The sequence below is a fragment of the Rhizobium sp. BK650 genome, assembly GCF_014195325.1.
Taxonomy (GTDB): Bacteria; Pseudomonadota; Alphaproteobacteria; order Rhizobiales; family Rhizobiaceae; genus Rhizobium.
Genome location: NZ_JACIBK010000024.1, coordinates 1 through 18,808, shown reverse-complemented (window position 1 = coordinate 18,808; position 18,808 = coordinate 1). Strand labels below are relative to the sequence as shown.

15 protein-coding genes, 1 tRNA gene and 1 pseudogene are annotated in these 18,808 nt (G+C 58.1%); 16 read left to right on the top strand and 1 reads right to left on the bottom strand.

What is annotated here, in order from left to right; genetic code table 11:
* The 12 genes and pseudogenes from tuf to rpoC form a co-directional block, all read left to right on the top strand.
* Positions 1-177, top strand: a pseudogene (tuf, locus tag FHX15_RS30460) (elongation factor Tu); the annotation flags it as partial.
* Between the two features lie 204 nt (positions 178-381).
* The gene (locus FHX15_RS31530; RefSeq protein WP_281413838.1) at positions 382-516 is read left to right on the top strand and encodes a hypothetical protein; all 135 of its coding nucleotides are present in this window, start codon (positions 382-384) and stop codon (positions 514-516) included.
* A gap of 172 nt (positions 517-688) precedes the next feature.
* A complete protein-coding gene (locus FHX15_RS30455) occupies positions 689-1,582 on the top strand; it encodes an NAD(P)-dependent oxidoreductase (protein ID WP_184402045.1) in 894 nt (297 codons plus the stop codon).
* Positions 1,583-1,800: 218 nt separating this feature from the next.
* A tRNA-Trp gene (locus tag FHX15_RS30450) sits at positions 1,801-1,876 on the top strand.
* 193 nt (positions 1,877-2,069) lie between these two features.
* Entirely contained in the window at positions 2,070-2,270 is a 201-nt protein-coding gene (gene secE / locus FHX15_RS30445) for a preprotein translocase subunit SecE (RefSeq protein ID WP_183730080.1), read from the top strand.
* 17 nt (positions 2,271-2,287) lie between these two features.
* Positions 2,288-2,818: a transcription termination/antitermination protein NusG gene (gene nusG / locus FHX15_RS30440; protein ID WP_007817111.1), complete on the top strand. Its 531-nt coding sequence runs from the start codon at positions 2,288-2,290 to the stop codon at positions 2,816-2,818.
* A gap of 177 nt (positions 2,819-2,995) precedes the next feature.
* Entirely contained in the window at positions 2,996-3,427 is a 432-nt protein-coding gene (rplK, locus tag FHX15_RS30435; RefSeq protein WP_037110089.1) for a 50S ribosomal protein L11, read from the top strand.
* A gap of 4 nt (positions 3,428-3,431) precedes the next feature.
* Complete coding sequence (rplA, locus tag FHX15_RS30430) at positions 3,432-4,133, top strand: 50S ribosomal protein L1 (RefSeq protein ID WP_184402044.1); 702 nt, start codon at positions 3,432-3,434, stop codon at positions 4,131-4,133.
* 330 nt (positions 4,134-4,463) lie between these two features.
* Positions 4,464-4,982 (top strand): 50S ribosomal protein L10, encoded by a 519-nt coding sequence (gene rplJ, locus FHX15_RS30425; RefSeq protein ID WP_008521410.1) that lies wholly within the window; start codon positions 4,464-4,466, stop codon positions 4,980-4,982.
* Positions 4,983-5,039: 57 nt separating this feature from the next.
* A complete protein-coding gene (gene rplL / locus FHX15_RS30420) occupies positions 5,040-5,423 on the top strand; it encodes a 50S ribosomal protein L7/L12 (RefSeq protein WP_184402043.1) in 384 nt (127 codons plus the stop codon).
* A 259-nt stretch (positions 5,424-5,682) separates the two neighbouring features.
* A complete protein-coding gene (gene rpoB, locus FHX15_RS30415) occupies positions 5,683-9,822 on the top strand; it encodes a DNA-directed RNA polymerase subunit beta (protein WP_184402042.1) in 4,140 nt (1,379 codons plus the stop codon).
* Between the two features lie 190 nt (positions 9,823-10,012).
* Positions 10,013-14,224, top strand: coding sequence for a DNA-directed RNA polymerase subunit beta' (gene rpoC, locus FHX15_RS30410; protein ID WP_184402041.1), 4,212 nt, complete (start codon positions 10,013-10,015; stop codon positions 14,222-14,224).
* Positions 14,225-14,783: 559 nt separating this feature from the next.
* Here the strand turns inward: rpoC and FHX15_RS30405 are convergent.
* Positions 14,784-15,077 carry a transcriptional regulator gene (locus FHX15_RS30405; RefSeq protein WP_184402040.1) on the bottom strand — a complete coding sequence of 98 codons (294 nt, stop codon included), beginning with the start codon at positions 15,075-15,077 and terminating at the stop codon, positions 14,784-14,786.
* Between the two features lie 494 nt (positions 15,078-15,571).
* Here FHX15_RS30405 and rpsL point away from each other — a divergent pair, with 494 nt between their 5' ends.
* The 4 genes from rpsL to FHX15_RS30385 form a co-directional block, all read left to right on the top strand.
* On the top strand, positions 15,572-15,943 hold the full coding sequence (gene rpsL / locus FHX15_RS30400; protein ID WP_003547537.1) for a 30S ribosomal protein S12: 372 nt from the start codon (positions 15,572-15,574) through the stop codon (positions 15,941-15,943).
* Between the two features lie 106 nt (positions 15,944-16,049).
* Positions 16,050-16,520 carry a 30S ribosomal protein S7 gene (rpsG, locus tag FHX15_RS30395; protein WP_112571934.1) on the top strand — a complete coding sequence of 157 codons (471 nt, stop codon included), beginning with the start codon at positions 16,050-16,052 and terminating at the stop codon, positions 16,518-16,520.
* A 29-nt stretch (positions 16,521-16,549) separates the two neighbouring features.
* Positions 16,550-18,649, top strand: a complete 2,100-nt coding sequence (fusA, locus tag FHX15_RS30390; protein WP_184402039.1) for an elongation factor G — start codon at positions 16,550-16,552, stop codon at positions 18,647-18,649.
* A gap of 66 nt (positions 18,650-18,715) precedes the next feature.
* Positions 18,716-18,808 (top strand): GTP-binding protein (locus tag FHX15_RS30385; protein WP_018010120.1); only part of this gene is annotated, 93 nt, incomplete at its 3' end.

Genomic DNA, 18,808 nt, shown 5'->3' with positions numbered 1-18,808 from the left:
GACGTGACCGGCATCGTGACGCTTCCGGAAGGCACGGAAATGGTCATGCCTGGCGACAACGTCACGGTTGACGTCGAGCTGATCGTTCCGATCGCAATGGAAGAAAAGCTTCGCTTCGCTATCCGCGAAGGCGGCCGCACCGTCGGTGCTGGCATCGTTGCCGCTATCGTCGAGTAATCGGATTTATCCCCGATTTTAGGAAAGACCCCGCTGGAAACGGCGGGGTTTTTTCGTTTCTAATGGCCGTACGGCCGCTCATGAGATGTTGTAAAAATATCGTTAAGATCGGCGCATTCAGCATTTTATTCATCTCACGTTCAGAAAGCGTTTTACCATCCCGTCTTTTTGGTTCAGACTCTCCTCTGTAGAAAGGAGAGTAGGATGATTCACAAAGCTACATTCGTTGCGACGATTTTCGCGATGTATGTTTTCACGATGTTTTTCATCGCTGCAATTCCGCAAGAAGTTGTTCAGGCAGCTGGCGTGCAGATCGACGAAGTAACCGTCGTCAAATAATTGCGTACAGAATCGCCGGAGCGTCCGGCGGTGATTGAAAATGGCAAGGCAGGCGCTTCCAGGTGGAAGCTCCTAGCCGGAGCGGGTTTGAACCTGCTGACAAAACGCTCGCTTGCTCTTCGCGCGGAAGAGCTTATCTATGCCTCCGATTTCATGACGCGGAGGATATTCCATGAAAAAGCGCATCCTTTTTACCGGCGGTTCGGGCAAGGCGGGACGCCATGCCGTGCCGTGGCTCGTCAATGCCGGCTATGAGGTTCACAATGTTGATCTCGTGCCGCTCGAAAGCCCTGGTGTCACCAATCTCATCGCCGACATCACCGACAGCGGGCAGATGTTCAATGTACTTTCCATGCACCGGGATTTTCCCGATCTCGACGCAGGCAGGGGCGTGCAGCCTTTCGACGCCGTCGTACATTTCGCCGCCGTGCCCCGCATCTTGATCAAGCCGGATAACGAGACCTTCCGCATCAATACGATGGGCACTTATAATGTCATCGAGGCAGCGGTGAAGCTCGGTATTAGAAAGATCATCGTTGCTTCGAGCGAGACCACCTACGGCGTCTGCTTCGCTGAGGGCCATCGCGACTTCCACCAGTTCCCGCTGGAGGAGGACTACGATGTCAATCCGATGGATTCCTACGGTCTGTCGAAGGTTCTAAACGAAAAGACGGCGCGCGCTTTTGCCGAACGTTCGGGTTTCGACATCTATGCACTGCGCATCGGCAATGTGATCGAGCCGCATGAGTACGAAAAGTTTCCGACCTATTTCGCCAATCCCGAAATGCGCAAACGCATCGCCTGGAGTTATATCGATGCGCGCGACCTCGGCCAGATCGTCCATCTCTGCATTGAAAAGGACGGGTTGGGCTTCCAGGTCTTCAATGCCGCCAACGACACCGTCTCGGCCAACACGCCGTCGAAGGAACTCGCCAAGCGTTTCTTCCCGAATGTGCCGTTCAAGCGTGAGATCGGCGAATATGAAGGACTGTTGTCCAATCGGAAGATTCGCGAAGTGCTCGGCTTCAAGGAAGAGCACGACTGGCGCAAATACGTGAAAGTCTGAGATCCCAGTCAAAATGGATGTCCCTGCCGGGCGCATTGTCTACTGTGTCTGGCAGCAAAAGCACGGCTGCCAACCGCTTCCTCCGGTTGTCTGCGGAGAATGGTTCTGAAAATCGAAAATCGCTCTTGCATATCCTGAGCCGCCGTCTTAAAGGGAGCGCCATGCTTTTCACGGGGCGCTGATGGTCGCAAGGCCAAACGGCTGAATGCAAAGCGTAAAGGGGTATAGCTCAGCTGGTAGAGCGGCGGTCTCCAAAACCGCAGGTCGGGGGTTCGAGCCCCTCTGCCCCTGCCATTTTCCTTGGACGGACAGCGCGGACGTGAACGCAGCCGTTCCGGCGAGGATTGTTCATATGGCAACTAATTTCGTTAAACGGCGGTTTCCCTCTTGTGTATTTGGAAATCGATGTTTATTTAGGGTTCAACAGACACGCGGTGCGTGGGGCTGATAGTTTCAGCTTTACGCGCCGTAATTGCGTGGGCAGTCGATGGCATCCAAATCCAATCCATTCGCGTTTCTGCAGCAAGTTCGCACGGAGACGTCTAAAGTTACTTGGCCGTCGCGCCGCGAGACCATGATCTCGACGGTTATGGTGCTTGTTATGGTTGTTTTTGCCGCGTTGTTTTTCTTTGCCGCTGACCAGCTTATTGGTTGGGCGCTGAGCTTCGTGCTCAATACCGGCAACTGATACGGGTGGAGATGAAAATGGCGGCACGTTGGTACATCGTCCACGCATATTCTAATTTTGAAAAGAAAGTCGCCGAGGATATCGAGAACAAGGCTCGCCAGAAGGGGCTCGAGCACCTGTTTGAAAAGATCCTCGTGCCGACCGAGAAGGTGGTGGAAGTGCGTCGTGGCCGTAAGGTCGATTCCGAGCGCAAATTTTTCCCGGGCTACGTTATGGTTCGCGCCAACCTGACAGACGAGGCCTATCACCTGATCAAGAACACGCCGAAGGTTACGGGCTTCCTTGGCTCTGACAACAAGCCGGTTCCGATTCCGGATTCTGAAGCCGAGCGCATCCTCGGTCAGGTTCAGGAAGGGGTCGAGCGTCCGAAGGCTTCCGTTACCTTTGAGATAGGCGAGCAGGTTCGCGTTTCCGACGGTCCGTTCGCCTCATTCAATGGCACGGTTCAGGATGTGGACGAAGAGCGTTCGCGCCTGAAGGTGGAAGTGTCGATTTTCGGCCGCGCAACCCCGGTCGAGCTGGAATACGCTCAGGTCGAGAAGGTCTGATTTTTCGAGATCAGGCATTAGCGATTGATTGCTGATGTCTGGGCGGCGAATGCCGCATCGCGTGGAAGGTGAGGGGTCTTAGCCGGGCCTCAAGGATCCGAACCACGCAACCGCAGCCGCCGGAGCAATCCGGCATTAAGGGCCGGGCAACCGGCTATCAGTGAAAGGCAGAGAGATATGGCTAAGAAAGTTGCAGGCCAGCTCAAGCTGCAGGTCAAGGCAGGATCGGCAAACCCGTCCCCGCCGATTGGCCCGGCACTTGGTCAGCGTGGCATTAATATCATGGAATTCTGCAAGTCGTTCAACGCGGCTACGCAGGAAATGGAAAAGGGTATGCCGATCCCGGTCGTCATTACCTATTACCAGGACAAGTCCTTCACCTTCGTCATGAAGCAGCCGCCGGTCAGCTACTTCCTGAAGAAAGAAGCTAAGATCCAGTCCGGTTCCAAGACTCCGGGCAAGGGCGCAAAGGCTGGTTCGCTCACCAAGGCTCAGATCAAGACGATCGCCGAAGCCAAGATGAAGGACCTGAACGCAGCAGATATCGAAGGTGCAATGGCGATGATCGAGGGCTCTGCCCGCGCCATGGGCCTGGAAGTGGTGGGTTGAGACCATGGCAGGCAAGCGCACTCAGAAGATCAACGAAGGTGTTGATCCGACCAAACTCTACGCTCTGACGACTGCTATCGGCATGGTCAAGGAACGTGCCGTCGCGAAGTTCGACGAAACCGTCGAAATTTCGATGAACCTCGGCGTTGACCCGCGTCATGCAGACCAGATGGTCCGCGGCGTCGTCAACCTCCCGAACGGCACCGGCCGTACGGTTCGCGTCGCTGTTTTCGCTCGTGGCGTCAAGGCTGACGAAGCCAAGGCTGCCGGCGCAGACATCGTCGGCGCAGAAGAGCTCGTTGAAATCGTCCAGGGCGGCAAGATCGACTTCGATCGCTGCATCGCGACCCCGGACATGATGCCGCTCGTCGGCCGCCTCGGTAAGGTTCTTGGCCCGCGTGGCATGATGCCGAACCCGAAGGTCGGTACGGTTACGATGGATGTTGCCGGAGCCGTCAAGGCTTCGAAGGGCGGCGCTGTCGAATTCCGCGTCGAAAAGGCTGGTATTGTTCACGCCGGCATCGGCAAGGCATCCTTCGATGCCAAGGCCCTGGAAGAAAACATCCGTGCCTTCGCTGACGCCGTCATCAAGGCAAAGCCGGCTGGCGCCAAGGGCAACTACGTCAAGCGCGTAGCGATCTCCTCGACCATGGGTCCGGGCGTCAAGATCGAAGTCGGCTCGGTCACCGCAGCGCCGGCTGCTTAAGTTTCATCGGGCCTTGGCCCGATCGTAAAGAATTCCGGCCTCGCAAGAGGCCGGGATATTCCGGAGAAATCCGGAATCCTGTCCGAGATTGCAGGTGGTTTTCCCTTAATCACTTGGCCTGCATGAGACGGGTAAGACCCGAATTGCATGAAGCTCTGCTTCTGGAAAATCGGTTCGAGCCTTGGATGCCTTGTGCCTCCTTTGCCTTGAGTGGCGCGGAGCGCGAGGGGACAGGATCCTCAAGCGTCGCTTGGGATCGCTTTTGATCCCGGGAGGCAAAAGGCAACCCGGTGGGTCCGTCCAAACGGTCCCGCCAACTGGAGATAGGCAGTGGAAAGAGCGGAAAAGCGCGAATTCGTCACGGAACTGAACGAAGTCTTCAAGGCTTCGGGCTCGGTTGTCGTGGCCCACTATGCTGGTGCTACAGTCGCACAGATGAACGATTTTCGTTCGAAGATGCGCGCTGCTGGCGGCACCGTCAAAGTCGCGAAGAACCGCCTGGCCAAAATTGCCCTTCAGGGTACGGAAGCGGAAGGGATTTCCAATCTCTTCAAGGGTCAGACGCTCATTGCTTACAGCAATGATCCGATCACCGCTCCGAAGGTCGTCATGGATTTCGCCAAGACCAACGACAAGATCGTGGTTCTCGGCGGCGCCATGGGCACGACAACGCTGAACGCCGAAGGTGTCAAGTCGCTTGCGACCCTGCCTTCGCTGGACGAACTGCGTGCGAAGCTGCTGGGCATGATCCAGACTCCGGCTACCCGCATCGCAGGCGTTGTTGCAGCACCGGCAAGCCAGCTTGCTCGCGTGTTCTCGGCCTACGCCAAGAAGGACGAAGCCGCTTAAGGCGGTTTTTCGCTGTACATACTCAACAGTTCGAACCGAACAAAAGGAACTAGAAAAATGGCTGATCTCGCAAAGATCGTTGAAGACCTCTCCTCGCTGACCGTCCTGGAAGCCGCTGAGCTTTCCAAGCTGCTCGAAGAAAAGTGGGGCGTTTCCGCCGCTGCTCCGGTAGCCGTTGCTGCCGTTGCCGGTGGTGCAGGCGGTGCAGCTGCTCCGGCTGAAGAAGAAAAGACCGAATTCGACGTCATCCTCGTCGATGCCGGTGCCAACAAGATCAACGTCATCAAGGAAGTCCGCGGCATCACCGGCCTCGGCCTCAAGGAAGCCAAGGACCTCGTCGAAGGCGCTCCGAAGGCTGTCAAGGAAGGCGTTTCCAAGGCTGAAGCTGCTGACATCAAGAAGAAGCTCGAAGACGCTGGCGCAAAGGCCGACGTCAAGTAATCTTGAACGTCATTTGGGAGACGGTGTTTACCGTCTCCCATTTGCCGTTTTTTTGAACGAATTACCCAAAAGCCGCGTGAAAACGGCTTTTGGGTAATGGGTTCTTCAAGAGCATGGTCTCGAACCGAGGCGCCAAGGCAATCCGGCCTGGCTGTTTCGGGAGGTGGGACGAGGTTGAACTACTCATTGGTTGACGGGATCGACTGGCCATCGGTTCCCGTCCGTTGCAGGCCCGGATGCAATTTTTGAAGGAGCGACGATGGCTCAGACCCTTTCGTTCAATGGTCGCAGGCGCGTACGCAAGTTTTTTGGTAAAATCCCCGAAGTCGCAGAAATGCCGAACCTCATCGAGGTTCAGAAGGCGTCCTACGACCAGTTTCTGATGGTTGAAGAGCCCAAGGGCGGTCGTCCCGACGAAGGCCTTCAGGCAGTCTTCAAGTCCGTTTTCCCGATCACCGATTTCTCCGGCGCTTCCATGCTGGAGTTCGTTTCCTATGAATTCGAACCGCCCAAGTTCGACGTCGATGAATGCCGCCAGCGCGACCTGACCTATGCCGCGCCGTTGAAGGTTACTCTCCGTCTCATCGTGTTCGATATCGATGAGGACACCGGTGCGAAGTCGATCAAGGACATCAAGGAACAGTCCGTCTACATGGGCGACATGCCGCTCATGACGAACAACGGTACGTTCATCGTGAACGGCACCGAGCGCGTGATCGTGTCCCAGATGCACCGTTCGCCGGGCGTCTTCTTCGATCACGACAAGGGCAAGAGCCATTCTTCCGGCAAGCTACTCTTCGCTGCACGCGTGATCCCATATCGTGGTTCCTGGCTCGATATCGAATTCGACGCCAAGGACATCGTCTATGCCCGTATCGACCGCCGCCGCAAGATTCCGGTGACGTCGCTGCTGATGGCCCTCGGCATGGATGGCGAGGAAATCCTCGAAACCTTCTACACGAAGTCGCTCTACAAGCGCGACGGCGAAGGCTGGCGCATTCCCTTCAAACCGGAAACGCTGAAGGGCGCAAAGGCGATCACCGACATGATCGACGCCGATAGCGGCGAAGTCGTTGTCGAAGCCGGCAAGAAGCTGACCCCGCGTCTGCTCCGCCAGCTCTCCGAAAAGGGTCTCAAGGCCCTTAAGGCGACGGACGACGATTTGTACGGCAATTATCTTGCCGAAGATATCGTCAACTACTCGACGGGTGAGATCTATCTCGAAGCCGGCGACGAAATCGACGAAAAGACCCTTGGCATCATCCTCGCCAACCACTTCGACGAGATCCCGGTTCTCGGCATCGACCACATCAACGTCGGGGCCTATATCCGCAACACGCTTGCAGCAGACAAGAACGAGAACCGTCAGGACGCTCTGTTCGACATCTACCGCGTCATGCGTCCGGGTGAACCGCCGACCATGGAATCGGCCGAGGCCATGTTCAACTCGCTGTTCTTCGATGCGGAGCGTTATGACCTCTCCGCCGTCGGTCGCGTTAAGATGAACATGCGTCTCGATCTGAACGTCGAGGACACCGTCCGCATCCTGCGCAAGGATGACATCCTGGCTGTGGTCAAGATGCTTGTCGAACTTCGCGACGGCAAGGGCGAGATCGACGACATCGACAACCTCGGCAACCGTCGCGTTCGCTCTGTCGGCGAGCTGATGGAGAATCAGTACCGTCTCGGCCTGCTGCGCATGGAGCGCGCGATCAAGGAACGTATGTCCTCGATCGAAATCGACACGGTCATGCCGCAGGATCTGATCAACGCCAAGCCGGCTGCCGCAGCCGTCCGCGAATTCTTCGGCTCCTCGCAGCTGTCGCAGTTCATGGACCAGGTCAACCCGCTTTCGGAAATCACCCACAAGCGCCGTCTCTCGGCTCTTGGCCCGGGGGGGCTGACCCGCGAGCGCGCTGGCTTCGAAGTCCGCGACGTTCATCCGACGCACTATGGTCGTATTTGCCCGATCGAAACGCCGGAAGGCCCGAACATCGGCCTGATCAACTCGCTCGCAACCTTCGCACGCGTCAACAAGTACGGCTTCATCGAAAGCCCGTACCGTCGCATCGTCGATGGCAAGGTGACCAACGACGTGCTTTATCTCTCCGCTATGGAGGAGGCGAAGTACTACGTTGCCCAGGCCAACGCCGAACTGACTGCGGATGGTTCCTTCGTCGACGAATTCGTCGTCTGCCGCCATGCCGGGGAAGTTATGCTCGCCCCGCGCGACAGCATGAACCTGATGGACGTTTCGCCGAAGCAGGTCGTTTCGGTCGCAGCCGCCCTCATTCCGTTCCTGGAAAACGACGACGCCAACCGCGCTCTCATGGGCTCGAACATGCAGCGTCAGGCCGTTCCGCTTCTGCGCGCTGAAGCGCCGTTCGTCGGCACCGGTATGGAACCGGTCGTCGCCCGCGACTCCGGCGCCGCCATCGGTGCTCGCCGCGGCGGTGTGGTCGACCAGGTCGACGCGACGCGTATCGTTATCCGCGCTACGGAAGACCTCGAAGCCGGCAAGTCCGGTGTCGATATCTACCGTCTGCAGAAGTTCCAGCGTTCGAACCAGAACACCTGCGTCAACCAGCGTCCGCTGGTCACCGTCGGTGACGTGGTCAACCGTGGCGACATCCTCGCCGACGGTCCGTCGACGGATCTGGGCGATCTGGCTCTCGGCCGCAACGCGCTTGTCGCGTTCATGCCTTGGAACGGCTACAACTACGAAGACTCGATCCTGATGTCTGAACGTATCGTTGCCGACGACGTGTTCACTTCCATCCACATCGAAGAATTCGAAGTGATGGCCCGTGACACCAAGCTTGGTCCGGAAGAAATCACGCGCGACATTCCGAATGTTTCGGAAGAAGCGCTGAAGAACCTCGACGAAGCCGGTATCGTCTATATCGGTGCCGAAGTTCAGCCGGGCGATATCCTCGTCGGCAAGATCACGCCAAAGGGCGAAAGCCCGATGACGCCGGAAGAAAAGCTCCTGCGCGCCATTTTCGGCGAGAAGGCATCCGACGTGCGCGACACGTCCATGCGCATGCCGCCCGGCACCTACGGCACGATCGTCGAAGTGCGCGTCTTCAACCGCCACGGCGTTGAAAAGGACGAGCGCGCGATGGCGATCGAGCGCGAAGAGATCGAGCGTCTTGCAAAGGACCGCGACGACGAACAGGCAATTCTCGACCGTAACGTCTACGGCCGCCTGATCGACATGTTGCGCGGCCAGACCTCCATTGCCGGCCCGAAGGGCTTCAAGAAGGGCACTGAGCTGTCGAACGCCGTCATCTCCGAATATCCCCGCTCGCAGTGGTGGATGTTTGCCGTCGAAGACGAGAAGGTCCAGAGCGAGCTCGAAGCACTCCGTGGCCAGTACGACGAATCCAAGTCGCGCCTCGAACAGCGCTTCATGGACAAGGTCGAAAAGGTCCAGCGCGGCGATGAAATGCCTCCGGGCGTCATGAAGATGGTCAAGGTCTTCGTCGCCGTTAAGCGCAAGATCCAGCCGGGCGACAAGATGGCCGGCCGTCACGGCAACAAGGGTGTCGTGTCGCGTATCGTTCCGGTCGAAGATATGCCGTTCCTGGAAGACGGTACGCATGTCGATATCTGCTTGAACCCGCTTGGCGTGCCTTCGCGCATGAACGTCGGCCAGATCCTCGAGACCCATCTTGCCTGGGCTTGCGCAGGCATGGGCAAGAAGATCGGCGAACTGCTCGAAGAATATCGCAAGACGATGGACATTACCGACCTGAAGCGCGAGCTGACGGACGTATATGCTTCCCAGGCCAAGGACGAAGTCGCCAACTTCGACGACGCATCGCTCGTCAAGCTGGCTGAACAGTCCCGCAAGGGCGTCTCCATCGCAACGCCGGTCTTCGACGGTGCGCATGAGCCTGACGTTGCATCGATGCTGAAGAAGGCAGGTCTGCACGAGTCCGGCCAGTCGGTTCTGTACGACGGCCGTACCGGCGAGCCCTTCGACCGCAAGGTCACGGTTGGCTACATGTACATGATCAAGCTGAACCATCTGGTCGACGACAAGATCCACGCTCGTTCGATCGGTCCGTACTCGCTGGTTACCCAGCAGCCGCTGGGCGGCAAGGCACAGTTCGGCGGCCAGCGCTTCGGCGAAATGGAAGTCTGGGCGCTTGAAGCCTACGGCGCAGCTTACACGCTGCAGGAAATGCTGACGGTGAAGTCGGACGACGTGGCCGGCCGCACCAAGGTCTACGAAGCGATCGTCCGTGGCGACGATACCTTCGAGGCGGGTATTCCGGAAAGCTTCAACGTTCTCGTCAAGGAAATGCGCTCGCTGGGTCTCTCGGTCGAGCTCGAAAATTCCAAGGTCGAGGACCTGCAGGCTGCGGGCCAATTGCCCGACGCCGCCGAATAGCAAACTGATAGGGTGTGCGCTCTTTGAAAGGGCGCGCACCGTTCCCGCCATGGCCCCGTAACGTGTCGGCCGGGCAGGGAACGCCTCGCCGCATTCTGCGGTTATTGTCGTTTAAGCGATGGCGCGGCTCCCGGGAATTTGCCGCCAACCTCGCAAGCTAAGGGCGCTTTCGCCCATGAAGGAGACAGGCATGAACCAAGAGGTCATGAATCTTTTCAATCCGCAGGTGCCTGCACAGAACTTCGATTCCATCCGGATTTCGATCGCTTCTCCGGAGAAGATTCTTTCCTGGTCCTACGGCGAGATCAAGAAGCCGGAAACCATCAATTACCGCACGTTCAAGCCGGAACGCGACGGTCTCTTCTGCGCGCGCATCTTCGGACCGATCAAGGACTACGAGTGCCTGTGCGGTAAGTACAAGCGCATGAAGTACAAGGGCATCATCTGCGAAAAGTGCGGCGTCGAAGTTACGTTGTCGCGCGTCCGCCGTGAGCGCATGGGCCATATCGAGCTCGCCGCTCCCGTTGCCCACATCTGGTTCCTGAAGTCGCTGCCATCACGCATTTCCACGCTGCTCGACATGACGCTGAAGGATGTCGAGCGCGTCCTCTACTTCGAACACTACATCGTCACCGAGCCGGGGCTCACCGCGCTCAAGGAGCACCAGCTCCTGACGGAAGAAGAGTACATGCTCGCTGTCGACGAATATGGTGAAGACCAGTTCACCGCCATGATCGGCGCGGAAGCCATCTACGAGATGCTGGCATCGATGAATCTCGAAAAGGTCGCTGGCGATCTGCGTTCCGAGCTTGCCGACACCACGTCGGATCTCAAGCAGAAGAAGCTGATGAAGCGCCTGAAGATCGTTGAGAACTTCATGGAATCCGGCAATCGTCCGGAATGGATGATCATGAAGGTCGTTCCGGTGATCCCGCCGGATCTGCGTCCGCTCGTTCCGCTCGACGGCGGTCGTTTCGCGACATCGGATCTGAACGATCTCTATCGCCGCGTTATCAACCGTAACAATCGTCTGAAGCGCCTCATCGAACTGCGCGCTCCGGGCATCATCATCCGTAACGAAAAGCGCATGCTGCAGGAATCTGTTGACGCGCTGTTCGACAACGGTCGCCGCGGCCGCGTCATCACCGGCGCCAACAAGCGTCCGCTGAAGTCGCTGTCCGACATGCTCAAGGGCAAGCAGGGCCGCTTCCGTCAGAACCTGCTCGGCAAGCGCGTCGACTATTCCGGCCGTTCAGTCATCGTGACCGGTCCGGAACTGAAGCTGCATCAGTGCGGTCTGCCGAAGAAGATGGCGCTCGAGCTCTTCAAGCCGTTCATCTACGCCCGCCTCGACGCCAAGGGTTACTCCTCGACCGTCAAGCAGGCCAAGAAGCTGGTTGAAAAGGAAAAGCCGGAAGTTTGGGATATCCTCGACGAGGTCATTCGCGAGCATCCGGTTCTGCTGAACCGCGCACCGACGCTGCACCGCCTGGGCATCCAGGCCTTCGAACCGATCCTGGTCGAAGGCAAGGCGATCCAGCTGCACCCGCTCGTCTGCACGGCATTTAACGCCGACTTCGACGGCGACCAGATGGCCGTTCACGTGCCGTTGTCGCTGGAAGCTCAGCTCGAAGCCCGCGTTCTGATGATGTCGACCAACAACATCCTGCACCCGGCAAACGGCGCACCGATCATCGTTCCGTCGCAGGACATGGTTCTCGGCCTCTACTACCTCTCGATCGTGAACCAGAACGAGCCGGGCGAAGGCATGGCCTTCTCCGACCTCGGCGAACTGCATCACGCGCTTGAAAACAAGGTCGTCACGCTGCACACCAAGATCCGCGGCCGCTTCAAGTCGATCGGCGAGGATGGCAAGCCCTACTCGAAGATCTATGAGACGACGCCGGGCCGCCTGCTCATCGGCGAACTGCTGCCGAAGAACGGCAAGGTGACCTTCGACATCTGCAATCAGGAAATGACCAAGAAGAACATCTCCAGGATGATCGACGCGGTCTATCGTCACTGCGGCCAAAAGGACACGGTCATCTTCTGCGACCGCATCATGCAGCTCGGTTTCACCCATGCCTGCCGCGCCGGTATTTCGTTCGGCAAGGACGACATGGTCATTCCGGAAACCAAGGCGAAGATTGTTGCCGACACCGAAAATCTGGTGAAGGAATACGAGCAGCAGTACAACGACGGTCTGATCACCCAGGGCGAAAAATACAACAAGGTCGTTGACGCTTGGGGCAAGGCCACGGAGAAGGTGGCCGAAGACATGATGGCCCGCATTAAGGCCGTTGAGTTCGACGATAAGACGGGTCGCCAGAAGCCGATGAACGCCATCTACATGATGTCGCACTCGGGTGCCCGTGGTTCTCCGAACCAGATGCGTCAGCTGGGCGGTATGCGCGGCCTCATGGCCAAGCCGTCGGGTGAAATCATCGAGACGCCGATCATCTCGAACTTCAAGGAAGGCCTGACCGTCAACGAGTACTTCAACTCGACGCACGGCGCTCGTAAGGGCCTCGCAGACACCGCCTTGAAGACCGCAAACTCCGGTTACCTGACCCGCCGTCTCGTCGACGTCGCGCAGGACTGCATCGTCACGCATGTCGATTGCGGTACCGAATCCGGCCTCACCATGACCGCCATCGTCGATGCCGGTCAGGTCGTCGCTTCGCTCGGCGCTCGCATCCTCGGCCGTACGGCTCTCGACAACATCGACCACCCGGTCACCGGCGAGCGCATCGTCGATGCCGGCAAGATGATCCTCGAGCCCGATGTCGCCGAGATCGAAAAAGCTGGTATTCAGTCGATCCGCATTCGTTCGGCACTGACCTGCGAAATCCAGACCGGTGTCTGCTCGGTCTGCTACGGCCGTGACCTTGCTCGCGGTACGCCGGTCAACATGGGCGAAGCTGTCGGCGTCATCGCCGCGCAGTCGATCGGTGAACCGGGCACGCAGCTCACCATGCGTACGTTCCACCTTGGTGGCACGGCCACCGTGGTCGACCAGTCGTTCCTCGAAGCCTCGTACGAAGGCACGGTGCAGATCAAGAACCGCAACGTGCTGCGCAACTCCGAAGGCAGCCTCGTTGCCATGGGCCGCAACATGACAGTCCAGATCCTGGACGAACGCGGTGTCGAGCGTTCCTCGCAGCGCGTTGCCTACGGTTCGAAGCTGCATGTGGACGAAGGTGACAAGGTCAAGCGCGGTCAGCGTCTGGCGGAGTGGGATCCCTACACCCGTCCGATGATGACGGAAGTCGCCGGTACGGTTCAGTTCGAGGACGTCGTTGACGGTCTCTCGGTTCTCGAAGCGACCGACGAATCCACGGGTATCACCAAGCGCCAGGTTATCGACTGGCGTTCCACCCCGCGCGGTTCGGATCTGAAGCCGGCCATCGTCATCAAGGATGCAAGCGGCAATGTCGCGAAGCTGTCGCGCGGCGGCGAAGCCCGCTTCCTGCTCTCGGTCGACGCGATCCTGTCGGTCGAGCCGGGTCAGAAGGTCTCGCAGGGTGACGTTCTTGCCCGTTCGCCGCTGGAAAGCGCCAAGACCAAGGACATCACCGGTGGTCTGCCGCGCGTCGCAGAACTGTTCGAAGCCCGTCGTCCGAAGGACCATGCCATCATCGCTGAGATCGATGGTACGATCCGCCTCGGCCGCGACTACAAGAACAAGCGCCGCGTCATCATCGAGCCGGCAGAAGACGGTGTCGAGCCGGTCGAATACCTGATCCCGAAGGGCAAGCCCTTCCATCTTCAGGAAGGCGACTATATCGAAAAGGGTGATTACATCCTCGACGGTAACCCGGCTCCGCACGACATCCTGGCGATCAAGGGCGTGGAAGCCTTGGCTTCCTACCTCGTCAATGAAATCCAGGAAGTCTATCGTCTGCAGGGCGTTGTCATCAACGACAAGCACATCGAAGTGATTGTTCGTCAGATGCTGCAGAAGGTGGAAATCACCGATGCAGGCGACTCGACCTATATCGTCGGCGACAATGTCGATCGTATCGAGCTCGAAGACGTTAATGACCAGCTCATCGAGGAAGGCAAGAAGCCTGCCCGTGGCGAGCCGGTTCTGCTCGGCATCACCAAGGCATCGCTGCAGACCCCATCCTTCATCTCGGCAGCTTCCTTCCAGGAAACGACCAAGGTGCTGACGGAAGCTGCGATCGCCGGCAAGACCGATGGCCTGCAGGGTCTGAAGGAAAACGTCATCGTCGGCCGTCTGATCCCGGCCGGTACCGGTGGCACCATGACTCAGATCCGCCGCATCGCGACGGCGCGCGACGACCTGATCCTGGAAGAGCGCCGCAAGGGCTCGGGCGCAGGTGCAGCAACCCCGATGCTGCAGGACATGGCAAACGAGAACGCTCCGGCTGCCGAATAATCGGCAACCCTGCATCTCAGACATTCAAAGCCGCTCGGAGAATTCCGGGCGGTTTTTCTTTGGCCTGAAGTTCACGGTCTGCATCGTATGGCGCATCAAAAAGCCGCCGGAAGGGACCGGCGGCTTCGCGCTGACTACCTGGTGAGATTGAGAGGCCGAGCGTGCCGTGCAGCTCGGCCGTGGCCGCTTCATATTGGCCTGTAGTCCTCGTGTTGCGTGATCGTCTCGGCGATAGCGATGCCGGAAATGCGGCCGGCTTCGATATCGTCGGGTAATGGATGCCACCGCCGACGCGGTTCAGCCATATTCCCAGACGCAGCTTATGATCGCATCCTTCTCCTGCTTGCCAATCGTCAAGGGTCGGATTTGTCAACGATTGCCTTGAGAACAGAGGTCGACGTTGGCGGTCAGAGGGCGGCCGAATGTAGACGGTGCCCGTGCGACGGGTTGGGATCGCGCACGAAAGGTTGGATGCTGAATTTTCTGCGGCCGCTAATGACAGTGTCACGATAACCCCTCATGGGTTCCTCCGCGCCGGGTCCGTTCTTCATATATAGGCTTAACTGAAGCGGATGATCGAGACTTCGCCGTCCAGTGCACCCTGATAGGCGGAAGCGTGCGGCTCTTCGGAAGGTACCTCTGTCAACATTCCGATCTGGTCGAGATCAGCTTCGATGAAGCCTTCTTCGGCGAGGGCGTTCAAGGCTTCGCGCACGGCGCTATCGTCATCGGGAGCTTTCAACATGACGTGCAGGTCCACGCCCTCGCTTGTATCGGATTCATAGCCTTTACCGATGATGATGAAGATCATCGGCCCGTCGAAATTGTTGTCGTTGTCCGGTGTCCCGATCATCTCTTGTCCTTCGGCTCTCTGAGAATCGCAATATGCAGATCCCATATAGGGGCTTGATATCTGCAGTCACTGATTCCTATCTGTTTTTGCCGCAATGCCCAAGTTTATCTTGCCGGGCAGCCTTAATCCAACTAGAGAGCCCCGAAACAACGCGTTCCCAGGGCTTCTGGCGCCTTGGTGCCGGAGATTATTTCTTAACCGGCCTTGACGAACAGGGTGGAAACCAGTAGTACGCCCGCCATCAGATCCCATGTGAGGTTTGGCTGTTCGGGGCGACGCGCCCTGAAGATCGCCTCAAACAAGGTTCTAAACGCACGTTGAAGTCATGATGCTGCACGCATGACGCACCTTTTGCGTCCTCTGCTCTATGTGGTCCATCTGCGGAAGCGGATCGGGCCATATTTTGCGCATTGAGGGAAAATATGTGTGGCAATGCCGGAAACGGCGAAGTTCGAGCCCGCAAGGGTACTGAGACAAACGTAAGGGATGGTTGAATGCCTACCGTAAACCAGCTGATCCGCAAGCCTCGTCAGGCGAACGTAAAGCGTAATAAGGTTCCCGCTCTCCAGGAGAACCCGCAGAAGCGCGGTGTTTGCACCCGCGTTTACACCACGACGCCGAAGAAGCCGAACTCGGCTCTGCGTAAGGTCGCAAAGATCCGCCTCACCAACGGCTTCGAAGTCATTGGTTACATTCCCGGCGAAGGTCATAACCTTCAGGAACACTCTGTCGTCATGATCCGTGGCGGCCGCGTTAAGGACCTTCCGGGTGTTCGTTACCACATCATCCGCGGCGTTCTCGATACCCAGGGTGTCAAGAACCGCAAGCAGCGCCGTTCCAAGTACGGTGCGAAGCGTCCGAAGTAATTTCGCCCCGGGCGATAACGCCCGGACAGGCTGGAACGTGAAATCCCGGCGCTGCGCGAGGTCCTCCGCGTGGTAGAGCGCCTTAACATTTGAAGAGACGAGAAGTATGTCCCGACGTCATAAAGCAGAAAAGCGCGAGATCAATCCGGACCCGAAGTTCGGTGACCTCGTTGTTACGAAGTTCATGAATGCCATCATGCTGGACGGCAAGAAGTCTGTCGCTGAAAGCATCGTATACGGCGCATTTGACTCCGTGCAGAACAAGTCGAAGCAGGAGCCGCTGACGGTTTTCCATTCCGCGCTCGACAACATTGCTCCGCACGTTGAAGTCCGTTCGCGCCGCGTCGGTGGCGCGACCTATCAGGTTCCGGTCGACGTTCGTCCGGAGCGCCGTCAGGCTCTTGCTATTCGCTGGCTGATCGCTGCTGCTCGCAAGCGCAACGAAACTACCATGATCGATCGTCTTTCGGGCGAACTTCTCGACGCATCCAACAACCGCGGTTCCGCGGTCAAGAAGCGCGAAGACACGCACAAGATGGCAGACGCCAACCGCGCGTTCTCACATTATCGCTGGTAATCCCGAACGATATCGAAAGGCAGTCCATTATGGCTCGCGAATATAAGATCGAAGACTACCGCAATTTCGGTATCATGGCGCATATCGACGCCGGCAAGACCACGACGACCGAGCGTATCCTTTACTACACCGGCAAGTCGCACAAGATCGGTGAAGTCCACGATGGCGCAGCCACGATGGACTGGATGGAGCAGGAGCAGGAACGCGGCATCACTATCACGTCCGCTGCGACCACGACCTTCTGGAAGGGCCGTGACGGCAAGACCCGCCGCTTCAACATCATTGACACCCCCGGCCACGTCGACTTCACCATCGAAGTCGAGCGTTCTCTGCGCGTTCTCGACGGGGCCATCGCGCTCCTCGATGCCAACGCAGGTGTTGAGCCGCAGACCGAAACCGTCTGGCGTCAGGCTGAGAAGTATCATGTTCCGCGCATGATCTTCTGCAACAAGATGGACAAGACCGGTGCGGACTTCTACCGCTCTGTCGAGATGATCAAGACCCGTCTCGGCGCCACTGCAGTCGTCATGCAGCTGCCGATTGGCGCTGAAAGTGACTTCAAGGGCGTTATCGATCTGGTCGAGATGAATGCTCTGATCTGGCGCGACGAATCTCTCGGCGCCCAGTGGGACGTCGTCGAGATCCCTGACGACCTGAAGGCCAAGGCTGAAGAATATCGCGAAAAGCTGATCGAGACAGTTGTCGAAATCGACGAAGCTGCGATGGAAGCCTACCTCGAAGGCGTCATGCCCGACAACGACAAGATCCGCGAACTTGTTCGTCGCGGTACGATCGACGTCAAGTTCCATCCGATGTTCTGCGGCACCGCTTTCAAGAACAAGGGTGTCCAGCCGCTGCTCGACGCCGTTGTCGACTATCTGCCGTCGCCGCTCGACATTCCCGCGATCAAGGGTATCGACTTCAAGACCGAAGCCGAAATCGAGCGTCATGCGGATGATGCCGAGCCGCTCTCCATGCTCGCGTTCAAGATCATGAACGACCCCTTCGTCGGCTCGCTGACCTTCGCCCGCATCTACTCGGGCAAGCTCGAAAAGGGCGTTTCGGTCCTGAACACGGTCAAGGACAAGCGCGAGCGCGTCGGCCGCATGCTGCAGATGCACTCCAACTCGCGTGAAGACATCGAAGAAGCCTTTGCAGGCGATATCGTTGCTCTCGCAGGCCTCAAGGAAACCACCACGGGTGACACGCTCTGCGACCCGCTGAAGCCGGTTATCCTCGAGCGCATGGAGTTCCCGGAGCCGGTCATCCAGATCGCTATCGAGCCGAAGTCCAAGGGCGACCAGGAAAAGATGGGCCTCGCGCTCAACCGTCTGGCAGCCGAAGATCCGTCCTTCCGCGTGAAGACGGACCAGGAATCCGGTCAGACGATCATCGCCGGCATGGGCGAACTGCATCTCGACATCATCGTCGACCGCATGCGTCGCGAGTTCAAGGTCGAAGCAAACGTCGGTGCCCCGCAGGTTGCTTACCGCGAAACCATCACGCGCCAGACCGAAGAAGACTACACGCACAAGAAACAGACCGGTGGTACCGGCCAGTTCGCGCGCGTCAAGATCATCTTTGAACCGAATCCGGAAGGCGAAGACTTCAAGTTCGAATCCAAGATCGTTGGTGGTGCTGTTCCGAAGGAATACATCCCGGGCGTTCAGAAGGGTATCGAGAGCGTTCTGTCCTCCGGTCCGCTGGCTGGCTTCCCGATGCTCGGCGTCAAGGCGACGCTCATCGACGGTGCCTTCCACGACGTCGACTCGTCGGTCCTGGCCTTCGAAATCGCAGCCCGCGCTTGCTTCCGTGAAGCGGCGAAAAAGGCCGGCGCTCAGCTCCTCGAACCGATGATGAAGGTCGAAGTCGTCACCCCGGAAGATTACGTCGGTGACGTTATCGGCGACCTCAATTCCCGCCGTGGTCAGATTCAGGGTCAGGAAAGCCGCGGTATCGCTGTCGTCATCAGCGCCAACGTTCCGTTGGCGAACATGTTCAAGTATGTCGATAACCTGCGCTCCATGTCGCAGGGCCGCGCACAGTACACGATGACCTTCGATCATTACGCGCCGGTCCCGTCGAACGTCGCGACAGAAATCCAGGCAAAGTATTCCGGTCAGAAGTGACCGGAATACCAATTGACCGATAACAAGAATTAGCGCCCCTCGGGGCCAAAGAATGGAGAGCCGAAAATGGCAAAGAGTAAGTTTGAGCGCAACAAGCCGCACGTCAACATTGGCACGATCGGCCACGTTGACCACGGCAAGACGTCTCTGACGGCAGCG